The following is a 10677-nucleotide window of genomic DNA, read 5'->3' on the forward strand; positions in this document are numbered from 1 at the left end:
GCGCCCGCTGTCCGCTCGCCCCCTTCCCACCCCAGGTCGTAAGTGACCCGTATCTGGCCCCGTGTAAAGACCTGACATGCATTTCTCCTTACCGAGTCCGGCCGAAGAGCCGCGCACTGGGCGCCTCGCTATCGAATCAGTACCGGCCGCGTACCACCAGGCAGAACGACAGGCAGAACTGCCGCCCGCGCGACCGGCGGAACTGCCTGCTGGGGGCCGTGTGCACGCTCTTCCGCACGCATCGGGGGAGGACGGCGGCACTGCGGCAGGCCGCCGGGCGCCGCGGGACGGGCAGCCGTACGGGCACGCGCCCGAACGCCAGACCGGCGCGCGGCGGAATCGGTCCGGCGGGACGTACCGCGCCGCTCAGTCCGCTGGCCGGTGCGGCCGCGACCCGTCCGGCGACCATCCCTCCGTTTGGCAGGCGGCGGCTTCCCGGCGCAGCGCGTCCGCCTCCTGGGTCTCAGCCATCGACTCGTGCAGGTCCGCTGCTTCCAGGAATGCGCGCCCGGCCTCCCGGGCATCCCCGAGACGCCGCAGGGCCCAGCCCAGCCGCGCCAGATAGAGCGTGGCGAAGGAGGACAGTTCGAAACGTCGCAGCACCGGCAGTGCCTGCCGGAAGTGGTCGACTGCCTCCGACCACTGCCCGAGGGCTGCGCGGGCGGTGCCGATCCTGCCCAGGGTAAGCGCGGTACTGGCCTCCCGTACGTACGGGGAGCCGCCGAACTGCGGGTCACGGAGCACCGTCAGCAGCGCGCGGTGCTGTTCCAGTGCCTCCTGCGGCCGGCCGAGGCACAGCAGACTGTCCCCCCACACCGCCATGGCCTGCGGGTAGCCGTCGTCGTCTCCGGCGGCCCGGAAGTACGCGGCGGCCCGCTCGGCGTACTCGGCACAGTTTTGCCAGTCCTGCGAGGCCAGCGCCGCGCTGGCCGCGTACACCAGTGCCCACCCTTGCTGGCCGGGTGCCCCGGCCGACTCCGCCAGGTCGTGCGCGCGCAGCGCTGTCCGCAGGCTGTCCGCGTGGCGCCCCTCGCAGTCGGTGAGCGCCCAGGCGAGGTAGTTGAGATGCACGGCCTCCAGCCGGGCGTCGCCGAGAGCGGCGGCGGCGCGGGAGGAGAGACCGAACACCTCGTGCCAGTGCCCCCAATGCACCCAGCGGTCGGAGAACCAGTGCATCGACTCGGCTACCTCGACCACACGCACGTGCTCGCCATCCCGGGCCGCCGCGTGGAGGGCCGCCAGCCATGCCAGGTGCTCAAGCTGTAGCCAGCTGGCCGCCTCCGCGGCCGTGCCGAGCGCCACCGGCACGCTCTGCCCGGCCGGTGACTGCTCGTCACCGGGTTCGAACCAGCGTCCCGCCGTCGTAGCCGTCTCCAGTAGCCAGTGGTGCATCCGTTGCCGGGCCGCCGTCCGGGCCTCCTCCGGTTCCTCCGCCGTCAGGCGCGCGTGCGCGAACAACCCTACGAGGTCGTGGAAGCGGTAACGGTCGACGAACGGCGATGCCAGCAGGCCGAGTTCGACCAACTCCTCCAGGGCATCCTCGGCCTCTTCCGGGCGCAGCCCGGCGAGCACTGCCGCCAGCGCAGGGCCGAACTCAGTTGCGGGCGCCAGCGCCAGCAGACGGAAGGTCCGCCGGGCGACGGGGGAAAGCTGCTCGTACGAAAGGGAGAAGGCGGTGCCCACGTGGACGTCACCGGCCGCCAGGGCGTCCAGGCGCCGTTCCTCGTCCTCCAGCCGGCGGGCGAGCTGCCTGGTCGTCCACTCCGGCCGGCTCAGCAGCCGGTTGCCGGCCAGGCGCAGCGCCAGCGGCAGGTTGCCGCACAGCCGCGCAACGTCCCGCAGCGCCTCGGGATCGGACTTCGCGAGAGCGTCGCCCACGATGGTGTGCAGCAGCCGTACGGCGTCGTCGGGCGACGGGTGCGTGAGCGGCAGGCGGTGGACCCCGTCAAGTCCGGCCAGCGGACGGCGACCGGTGATCAGGGTCAGGGTCGGCCCGTCGCCCGGGAGTAGCGGCCGGACCTGCGCCTCGTCGGCGGCATTGTCCAGCACCAAGAGACAGCGCCGTTCGCGCAGCAGGGCCCGTAAGTGACCGGCGCGTTCGTCCTCGTCCGACGCAATGCGGCGTTCCGGCACGCCTAGCGCCCTCAGCAGCCGTGACAGCGCGGCTCCGCTGTCCAGCGGGGTGCGCTCCATCCCGCGCATGTCCACGAAGAACCGGCCGTCGTCGAAGAGGGGAGCGAGACGTCCCGCGGCGTGGATCGCCAGCGTCGTCTTGCCGATCCCGGCGGTGCCCGTCACGGTCGTCACCACCGCCGTGCCGGCCGCGGCCCGGGCAGCGTACTCCTGTAGCGCCCCCAGTTCGAGTTCCCGACCGCTGAAGTCCCCTATCACACGTGGAAGTTCACACACGCCGAGGGCCGGAGCGGCGGGCCGGGGGCGCCCGCGGGCGGCGGCGGCCCGCAGCGACTCCCGGGCGGACCCCGGCAGCGCGAGCGCCCGGGCGAGCGCCTCCACGGTCCGATTCTGGGGGCCCCGGCTCACGGCCCGCTCCATGTCGCTGATGGTGCGGACGCTGACACCGGAGGCGCTCGCGAGCTGCTCGATGGTCAGCCCGGCCGCGCGCCGGTGCGCGCGCAACAGGTGGCCGAAGGATTGCGTCTGGGGCACCGTGTCTCCTTGGTCTGGCGTGCGGCGGAAGCCAGCCCGTGCCCCGGAAGCGAGCGCAACGAACGGTCCCGCCGGAACATGCTCCTCAGGTTGGGCCACCGGCCTGAGCAGTTCGCCACAAGCCCGACAGTTCCTCTCTCGGCCCGCCCGGTGCCCTTGGACACCACGCCAGGGTAGAGCCCAAGGCTCCTCAAGACCGGGGCATCGGAAAGATCCCTTGCTGTCGACCTGCAGATCCCCATCACACGCCGCACCGATACCGTCTGCGACCACACCCGGCAGATCAACCGGCTCAGGGCATAGCTCCGGGAGATCAGGGGGCCGGTCAACCCGTGCCTGGTGGCTCCACCAATGTGGAATCGACGGCCGATGAGCGTCTGGATCGCGCCAGGGTCCAGGTCTGGTCCGTCCAGGCGTGCGCGACCGCTCCCTTGACTAACTCCTCACGAACCGCCCTCTTAGAATGCCTGTCCGCTCCCTACCGACCCTGCCGGGGAAATCGTCCATCGAACCGAACCCTGAATCCCGGGAACTCGACCGTGGTGTGGCCCGACTACTGATTGTGCCGGCACCCAGCCGGTGGTGATCACAGAGAAGGGAGTCCTTCATGGCAGGTGTGAACCGTAGCCGTCGCACGGTGCTCCAGGCAGCCGCGGCAAGTGGACTGGGGGTGGGGATGGTGACGACCGTCGGGGCGTCGACGGCCCGGGCGGTGGCGCCGGAGGCCGGTGGCCCGGCAAGTGGACGAACCGGTGCGGACTCGGTGCGCGTGGCAGTGCTGCTCTATGACCGGTTCACCGCGCTCGACGCGGTCGGGCCGTACGAGGTGCTGTGCCGGGTGCCGCGGGTGACGGTGACCACGGTGGCCGAGAAGGCCGGGCCTATCCGTACCGACACCGGCGAACTGACCCTGGTGGCCGAGCGTTCCCTCGACAGTGTGGAGCGGGCCGATGTGCTGCTGGTGCCGGGAGGCGGCGGCACCAAGGCGGTGATGGAGAACACCGTCGTACTGGACTGGATACGCCGCATCCACCGGCGGTCGGTGTGGACCACCTCGGTGTGCACGGGTTCGCTGATCCTGGGCGCGGCCGGGCTGCTGCGCGGTCTGCCCGCCACCACCTTCTGGGCCGCCCGCTCCTACCTGGCGGACGCGGGCGCCGAATACACCCCAGGGCGGTTCGTCGAAGCGGGGAAGATCATCACCGCGGCGGGGGTCTCCGCCGGTATCGACATGGGCCTGCACCTCGCCGCCCGCCTCTCCGACGAGCAGGTCGCCCAGGCGATGCAGCTCGCCGTGGAGTACGACCCGGATCCGCCGTTCGACACCGGCAGCCCGGAGAAGGCGGGCCCGGAGCTTCAGCAGCTTGCGCTGCGGCTGCTCGCGGACGCCGAGAGGTAGCGGGCGGCCGGGAACCGCAGCATTTCCGTGTCCGACTGACTCCTTCGAGGCCCGTCTCCACAGGGGCCATTCGTCAGGAGGTTGAGGGGTGGGCTGCGGAAGGCTCGTAAGCGCGGGAGGCGATGGGGGGCGATGGGGGGGGGAGTAGCCGGTGAAGCCGTCCCCCCATCGCGCGGAATGGAATCGTCGTTCTGCTGACGTGTGCGATGACGTCCTCGATGATGCAGCGCTTCCTCCTCGGCGCGCTCGGACCTCGCCTGGTGGATGACGTGGGCATTTCGCGTACTGTCCTGGGTCCGACGACGACCGCCGTCACGGGGCCGGTGTGGCCGGTGAAGCCGGTGCTGGAGGAGGAGGGGGCGGCTCAGGAGGGTGGCCGATTGGCCCGCGAGTTGCCGGGACAGGCTGGCCTGTTGCGCGCTTGCCGCGTGGCGCCGCTGTTGCTCGCTGGATTGGTACTGGTTTCCGGCGACGATGCCCGCGGTGAGGGCCAGGACGAGCAAGACGGACAACGTGCCGGTGAACTGGCGCAGGCCTCGGGCGGTGTGCGCGCGGCAGCGCGCGTCCAGGGTGAGCAGGTGAGCGCGGGCCAAGTGTGTGGTCGCGTGACCGCAGGGCGGTTGCTTCCGGTCTCGGAGGGGGCGGGAAAGGGCTCGGTGACCACCCGACAAAGCCGGTGCGGGGAATGTCGGGTGATCGGGGCCGGTGTCGCCGCACGATGGGGGCATGGATGACACGACCTTGGTATCCCGCTTCCTCCGCGACGGCTTCGTGAAGCTGGAGGGTGCCGTCGCGCCGCGCGTGGCAGCGGACTGCGCGCGGCTGCTGTGGCGGGAGACGGGCGTCGCCCCGGACGATCCGGCGACGTGGACGCAGCCCGTGCACTGGGTGGCCGGCATGGCGCAGGGGCCGTTCGCCGCCGCGCCCAACTCCCCGTCCCTGCACCGCGCGTACGACTTGCTCGTCGGCGCGGGACGCTGGGAGCCGCGCTACTCGCTGGGTACGTTCCCGCTGCGCTTCCCGCACGAGGAGGAGCCGGACGACGCGGGCTGGCACATCGAGGGGAGTTATCTGCCGGAGGGCGAGAGCTGGTACTTCACGAATCTGCGTTCCCGGGGCCGGGCGCTGCTGATGCTGTTCCTGTTCAGCGAGGTCGGTGAGGAGGACGCCCCGACCCGGATCCGGGTCGGCTCACACCTCGACGTGCCGAAGGTGCTGGAGAAGTACGGGGAGGACGGGGCGAGCGGGCTGGCCCTTGCGCCCGATCTGGTGGCGGCGTCCGACCACCGGCCACTCGCCCTCGCCACCGGGTCCCCGGGCGACGTCTTCCTGTGCCATCCGTTCCTGGTGCACGCGGCGCAACCGCACCATGGGGTGCGGCCGCGCTTCATGGCCCAGCCGCCGCTGATGCCTGCCGCGCCGTACGAACTGGAGCGGGCCGACGGCGCGTACTCACCCGTGGAGATCGCGATCCGACGGGGCCTGGGACAGCACACCTAGGGGGTGTTTCGGAAGTGGATCGGTAATACCCGGGGGCGCCTTCGCTCCTATACTGCGTAGATGCAGTCGACGATGATCGTGCGTGCCGTTGAGCAGGATGCGGAGCCCCTGACCGCGCTGGTTCAGGGGTCCGGCGCTTACCGAGGGCCGTCTTCCGGCTACCGGGTCACCGCCGATTACATCGCTCGGCACCAGGTCTTCACGGCCGTCGACCCGGCTGGGCGGTTGCTGGGCTTCTACGCTTTGGTGCTGGATCCCCCGGAGCTCGACCTGATCTTCGTGGCGGATGACGCTCAGGGGATGGGCATCGGCCGTCTCTTGGTGGAGCACATGGTTGGCCGGGCCCGGGAGGTCGGGTTGACCGACGTGCGTGTCGTTTCCCATCCCCCGGCCGAGAGGTTCTACCGCCATTTGGGAGCCGAGCGGGTGGGAACGGTTGCGCCTCTGCCGCCGAAGGTGGCCTGGGAGCGACCGGAACTGCGGTTCACCGTCGCCCGGTGAGGTGCGGCCGGGGCCGCGGAGCAGTCATAGCCACTCGTTGATGGCCGCGGCGAGGACGGTTCGCCTCGTAGCGGACCGCGAGCTTGTCTTGCCATGGGAGGTCGGGTTGACGGCCGGTGGAGACCAGGTCGAAGTAGCCGGCGCCGACCCCGCGCTGGTGCTTGACGGCGGTGAAGCCGTGCTGCTGGGCGGGACCTGTCTGCCGGTGTGGTGGCAGACAGGTCATCGGGCGGTGCCCGGCAGGGGCGTCAACCCGTCAGGCAGTCACCCAGTAGGTGCGGGTGTTGGTGAACTCGCGGATGCCGGCGGCAGCCAGTTCGCGGCCGTAGCCGCTGCGTTTGGTGCCGCCGAAGGGCACGCGCGGATCGGAGGCGACGATCGCGTTGACGAAGGCCGCCCCGCTGGTGATGCGGCGGGCGAGGGCGACGCCGCGGGCGGGGTCGGCCGTCCAGACGCTCAGGCCGAGCCCGTACGCCGTGGCGTTCGCGAGTCGGACGGCGTCCTCGTCGTCCCGGGCGACGGCGATGGCGGCGAGCGGCCCGAAGGTTTCCTCGTCGAAGGCCGCCATCCCTGGTCCGGTGTCGGCCAGGACGGTCGGCTGGTAGAAGTAGCCGTCGCCGGGCAGGGCCTTGCCCCCGGTGAGCAGACGGGCCCCGGCCGCGAGGGATTCCTCGACCTGCCGCTGGATCGCCGCCCGCAGGTCGTCCCGGGCGAGCGGGCCGACCTGGGTGTCCCGGTCGCGCGGGTCACCGACGCGTAGCGCTTCGGCACCGGCCACGAAGGCGGCGGTGAAGGCGTCCGCCACGGAGGCGCTGACGATGAATCGCTTGGCGCACACGCAGCTCTGGCCGGAGTTGGCGAAGCGGGCCCGCACCGCGGCCACCGCGGCTGTCTCGACATCGGCGTCGTCCAGGACCACGAAGGCGTCCGAACCGCCCAGCTCCAGAACGGACTTCTTGGCCGCGCGCCCGGCCGCGGATCCGACGGCCGCGCCCGCCCGGTTGCTTCCGGTCAGGGTGACGGCGGCGACGCGTTCGTCCTCGATGAGCCCCGCGGTGACGTCGGGCACGGCGCCGTCGCCGATCACGAGTGTGGTCACCAGGTGCTCGGGGAAACCGGCTTCGACGAAGAGGTCCTGGAGGGCCAGCGCGCTGCCGGTGACGTTGGACGCGTGCTTGAGCAGGATGCCGTTGCCCGCCACCAGCGAGGGGATGGCGAAGCGCATGACCTGCCAGACGGGGAAGTTCCACGGCATGACCGCCAGCACCAGCCCGGCCGGTTCGTACGCCACCCAGGCTTGCGCTCCGTCGACCTCGACGCGCTCGTCGGCGAGGATGCCGGGCCCCTGCCGGGCGTAGTACTCGGCCGTCACCGCAGACTTCTCGACCTCTCCCTCCGCTTCCCCCGTCGGCTTGCCCATCTCCGTGACGGCCAGGGAGGCCAGGTGGTCCTTGCGCGCACGCAGGGTGCGGGCGAGGCGGCCTGCGCGGGCTGCCCGCTCGGCCACCGGGACGAGGGCCCAGGCGTGGTGTGCGGCATGCGCCCGGGCCACGGCGGCCTCGATGCGCTCCGCGTCCCAGCCTTCGTACGTGGCTATCGCCTCTCCCGTTGCCGGGTTGACGGTCGTGATGGTGTCGCTCATGCGGTGGGTGCCCCTCCCTTGTCGTGTTCGGAAAGGTGCGCGAAGGTCTCGCCGGTGGCGGTGATGGTGCGGGTGACGTCCCGGCCGCCGTAGACCCAGTAGATGCGCATGACGCCCGCGCCGCGGTTGAGGAACCGGTGCGGGACACCGGCCGGGACCCAGGTCGCCTGGCCGGCCTCCAGATCGAAGAACTCGCCGTCGATCTCCGCGGTCGCCTCGCCTTCGAGGATCAGCACCGACTCCTCGACGTTGTGGCTGTGCAGGGGCAGTCCCGTACCGGGCTGGAAGACGGTCTGGCCGGTGGTGATGACGGCCGTTTCGGAGTTCCACTTGCCGACGTAGGGGATGGTGGCGACGCCTCCGCCGCGGTCGAAGCGTTCGACCTCGTCGGGGTGGATGAGCAGGTTGGGTGCCGCGGGCTTGGTGCACATGGCGATGGGCTTTCCGTTCTCGGGGAGGGCGTGCGGTCAGGAGTGGTGGAAGAGGCGGCGGGAGAGCGTGTTGACCTGGCTGCCCGGGACGACGTATTTCCTGGCGGCCTCACGCCAGACCTTGAAGTGCGGGGCGGCGCGATGGGCCTCGACGGCGGCCTCGTCGTCGTAGATCTCGTGGAACACGAAGTGGTGGTCGTCCGCCAGATCGCATACGACGTCGAAATAGCGGCAGCCGGGCTCATCGGTGAAGGAACGCCCGGCGTTCGCCTCGATGGCCGCGAGGAAGTCGTCACGGCAGCCAGGGACGACCTGGAGCGAAACGGTCAGCGCGATCATGAGCGAATCTCCTCGGAGGTGGCGGTGGGGGTGGGCAGGGGACACCGGTGGCCTCGGCGATGCTCGCCAGAGAGGCCCAGGTGTCATCGGCAACCGTGATGCCCTCGGTCCGGAGGCGCTCGGCAGTCCGGATCTCCGGCTCGCCCGGGACGAAGATCTCGGCGGTGCCCGGGGCGGTGGGGGCTGCCTTGGTCTCCTCGATCAGCGTCTCCATCCGCCGCTCGAACTCGGCGGGATCGGCCATCGACCGAATGTCGACGCAGATCAGCAGATGACCGACGCCGCTGCGGCCGGTCGGCTGGTAGGGGCCGACGACCGAAGCGCCGAAGGCACTGCCGGTCAGGACACCCGCCAGCACGTCGAACATGAAGGAGATGGCATAGCCCTTGTGGCCGGCCATCGGCAGGATCAGGCCCTCGATGGCCTGGCGCGGATCGGTGGTCGGCACGCCGTCCGCGTCGGCCGCCCAGCCCTCGGGTATCGGCTCCCCGCGCTCCTTGGCGTGGTAGATCTTCCCGCGCGCCACGGCGGTGTTGGCGATGTCCATCACGACCGTGCCGTAGCGGCCACCCGGTGCGGCGATCGACCAGGGGTTGGTGCCGACCCGCTTCTCCCGTCCGCCCCACGGTGCCATCGCCGGGCTGGCGTTGGTGGCCAGCAACGCCACACAGCCCTGCTCGGCGGCCTTGCGGGTGAAGTACGCGGCCGTCCCGAAGTGGCCCGAGCCGCGCACCGCGACCGCACTGATCCCGTGCCGGCCGGCGCGCTCCACACCCCAGGCCACGGCGCGGTCGGCGAGCACCTGGCCGAGACCGTCGCGGCCGTCCACGACGAGGACGGCGCCGTTGTCGCTCACGACGTCCGGGGTGGCGACCGCCGCCGTCGCGCCACTCGCGATACGGCCGAGGTACCACGACATGCGCAGCATCCCGTGGGACGGATGCCCCCACAGTTCCGCCGTCACCAGAGTGTCCGCGAGCAGATGAGCGTCCGCGGGCGGAACGCCGTGGGCTTCGGAGGAGGCGGCGGCGAACCCCAGCAGATCGGCGGCGCCGACGGTGTACGGCATAAGAACGGCCCTCGTATCAGCTCGTGTATTCACTCCTGTATACAGCACATGCCCTGCGGAAACCACAGGCATGGTGAGCGCGGATGGTCTCCCGCGATGTCCAGACGGACGTCAGAGCTGCACGTCAGAGCTGCACGTCAGAGCTGCACGTCAGACCTGCACGTCGGACCCGAAGGCCAGATCCTCGCTCGTCAGGCTGTCGATGAGCGCCTGCAAGGTCTGCGCCAAGTGGTGCCGGCAGGCCGCCTTCGCCGCTCGGGCGTCTCCCTGCGTGATCGCCTTCAGCATCGCGCGGTGCTCCTCCAGCGACGTCAGCATGCGCCGCGGACCGCTGTGCGAGATGTTCCGCAGGCGCACGGTCTGGCTGCGCAGATCACGGATGGTGCGAGCGAGATACGGATTGCGGCACGCCGCGATGACCGCCTGATCAAAGCCCTCGGTCAGCTCGTAGAACTCCTGATACGACCGAACTTGCGCGGCGGTGTCCAGCGCGCGGAACGAGGCGTCGAACTCCTCCAGCCGCTCCCTCAGCTCGAGGAACGGAATCAGCACGCGCTCGTCGGACGCCCCTGCCGCCGTGACCGCCGCGACGGCCCGGGGTTCCAGCAGCATCCGGAACTCGAACAGCGCGCGCACGCCGCCCAGTGAGATGGTGGCCACCCGGGCCACCTCACCCGGCACGAAGTCGACCAGCCCCTCCTGGGCCAGTCGCCGGATGGCCTCCCGTACCGGCGTACGCGAGGCGCCCAGCTCCTCGCCCAGCTGGATTTCGCTCAGCTTGGCCCCCGGTCGCAGCCGCAGCGCCTCGATATCGCCCTTGAGTTGCTCGTAGACTGCTTCGCTCTTACCAGTCGCCCGGGCCATGAAACTCCTTGCCGATCCTCCGCACACACTTCTGTATACAGGTTAGCGGGCTGACCGCATGCCTGTGGGGCTCGAACATGCCGCTGGCCCCTGCGGGGCGCTGACCTGCGTGAACGTTCTGTCGACTGGTTTTTCGCGCGGGTCACGCGGTGGTCACCCGCGTCATGTCAATGCCCGTCCCGAGCCTTGCCGCTGTTCCGTTCGGGGCAGTACGCTCCCCGCAGAACTGAAGTTGGTTCAGCGGCTCCCGGACTCCTCGGGATGG

10 protein-coding genes are annotated in these 10677 nt (G+C 70.8%); 4 read left to right on the top strand and 6 right to left on the bottom strand.

Features of this window, described 5'->3' with window-relative positions:
• Positions 1-366: 366 nt before the first annotated feature.
• Positions 367-2667, bottom strand: a complete 2301-nt coding sequence (locus HYQ63_RS41980; protein WP_179939277.1) for an XRE family transcriptional regulator — start codon at positions 2665-2667, stop codon at positions 367-369.
• Positions 2668-3274: 607 nt separating this feature from the next.
• Here HYQ63_RS41980 and HYQ63_RS41985 point away from each other — a divergent pair.
• The 4 genes from HYQ63_RS41985 (at position 3275) to HYQ63_RS42000 (ending at position 6067) form a co-directional block, all read left to right on the top strand.
• Positions 3275-4066, top strand: coding sequence for a DJ-1/PfpI family protein (locus HYQ63_RS41985; RefSeq protein ID WP_179939278.1), 792 nt, complete (start codon positions 3275-3277; stop codon positions 4064-4066).
• A 218-nt stretch (positions 4067-4284) separates the two neighbouring features.
• A complete protein-coding gene (locus tag HYQ63_RS45425; protein WP_257232506.1) occupies positions 4285-4800 on the top strand; it encodes a hypothetical protein in 516 nt (171 codons plus the stop codon).
• The gene (locus HYQ63_RS41995; protein WP_179939279.1) at positions 4793-5566 is read left to right on the top strand and encodes a phytanoyl-CoA dioxygenase family protein; all 774 of its coding nucleotides are present in this window, start codon (positions 4793-4795) and stop codon (positions 5564-5566) included. The genes HYQ63_RS45425 and HYQ63_RS41995 overlap by 8 nt, the downstream gene beginning before the upstream one ends.
• 60 nt (positions 5567-5626) lie before the next feature.
• Complete coding sequence (locus HYQ63_RS42000; RefSeq protein WP_179939280.1) at positions 5627-6067, top strand: GNAT family N-acetyltransferase; 441 nt, start codon at positions 5627-5629, stop codon at positions 6065-6067.
• A gap of 256 nt (positions 6068-6323) precedes the next feature.
• On the opposite strand, the gene HYQ63_RS42005 is transcribed toward HYQ63_RS42000, so the two are convergent.
• From HYQ63_RS42005 to HYQ63_RS42025, 5 genes are all read right to left on the bottom strand, one after another.
• On the bottom strand, positions 6324-7709 hold the full coding sequence (locus HYQ63_RS42005; RefSeq protein WP_179939281.1) for an aldehyde dehydrogenase family protein: 1386 nt from the start codon (positions 7707-7709) through the stop codon (positions 6324-6326).
• A complete protein-coding gene (locus tag HYQ63_RS42010; protein WP_179939282.1) occupies positions 7706-8140 on the bottom strand; it encodes a cupin domain-containing protein in 435 nt (144 codons plus the stop codon). The genes HYQ63_RS42005 and HYQ63_RS42010 overlap by 4 nt, the downstream gene beginning before the upstream one ends.
• Before the next feature lie 36 nt (positions 8141-8176).
• Entirely contained in the window at positions 8177-8479 is a 303-nt protein-coding gene (locus HYQ63_RS42015; RefSeq protein WP_179939283.1) for a putative quinol monooxygenase, read from the bottom strand.
• Positions 8433-9548: an Ldh family oxidoreductase gene (locus tag HYQ63_RS42020; RefSeq protein WP_179939284.1), complete on the bottom strand. Its 1116-nt coding sequence runs from the start codon at positions 9546-9548 to the stop codon at positions 8433-8435. Before HYQ63_RS42020 ends, HYQ63_RS42015 begins: the two co-directional genes overlap by 47 nt.
• 150 nt (positions 9549-9698) lie before the next feature.
• Positions 9699-10412: a GntR family transcriptional regulator gene (locus HYQ63_RS42025; protein WP_179939285.1), complete on the bottom strand. Its 714-nt coding sequence runs from the start codon at positions 10410-10412 to the stop codon at positions 9699-9701.
• Positions 10413-10677: the final 265 nt, after the last annotated feature.

The sequence above is a fragment of the Streptomyces sp. Rer75 genome, assembly GCF_013414305.1.
Classification (GTDB): domain Bacteria; phylum Actinomycetota; class Actinomycetes; order Streptomycetales; family Streptomycetaceae; genus Streptomyces; species Streptomyces himastatinicus.

What these genes read in the sequence shown, in the direction of transcription:
- HYQ63_RS42025 (WP_179939285.1), bottom strand. Translation starts at nt 10,412, where the DNA reads ATGGCCCGGGCGACTGGTAAGAGCGAAGCAGTCTACGAGCAACTCAAG.
- HYQ63_RS42020 (WP_179939284.1), bottom strand. Translation starts at nt 9,548, where the DNA reads ATGCCGTACACCGTCGGCGCCGCCGATCTGCTGGGGTTCGCCGCCGCC.
- HYQ63_RS45425 (WP_257232506.1), top strand. Translation starts at nt 4,285, where the DNA reads ATGATGCAGCGCTTCCTCCTCGGCGCGCTCGGACCTCGCCTGGTGGAT.
- HYQ63_RS41995 (WP_179939279.1), top strand. Translation starts at nt 4,793, where the DNA reads ATGGATGACACGACCTTGGTATCCCGCTTCCTCCGCGACGGCTTCGTG.
- HYQ63_RS42010 (WP_179939282.1), bottom strand. Translation starts at nt 8,140, where the DNA reads ATGTGCACCAAGCCCGCGGCACCCAACCTGCTCATCCACCCCGACGAG.
- HYQ63_RS42005 (WP_179939281.1), bottom strand. Translation starts at nt 7,709, where the DNA reads ATGAGCGACACCATCACGACCGTCAACCCGGCAACGGGAGAGGCGATA.
- HYQ63_RS42000 (WP_179939280.1), top strand. Translation starts at nt 5,627, where the DNA reads ATGCAGTCGACGATGATCGTGCGTGCCGTTGAGCAGGATGCGGAGCCC.
- HYQ63_RS42015 (WP_179939283.1), bottom strand. Translation starts at nt 8,479, where the DNA reads ATGATCGCGCTGACCGTTTCGCTCCAGGTCGTCCCTGGCTGCCGTGAC.
- HYQ63_RS41985 (WP_179939278.1), top strand. Translation starts at nt 3,275, where the DNA reads ATGGCAGGTGTGAACCGTAGCCGTCGCACGGTGCTCCAGGCAGCCGCG.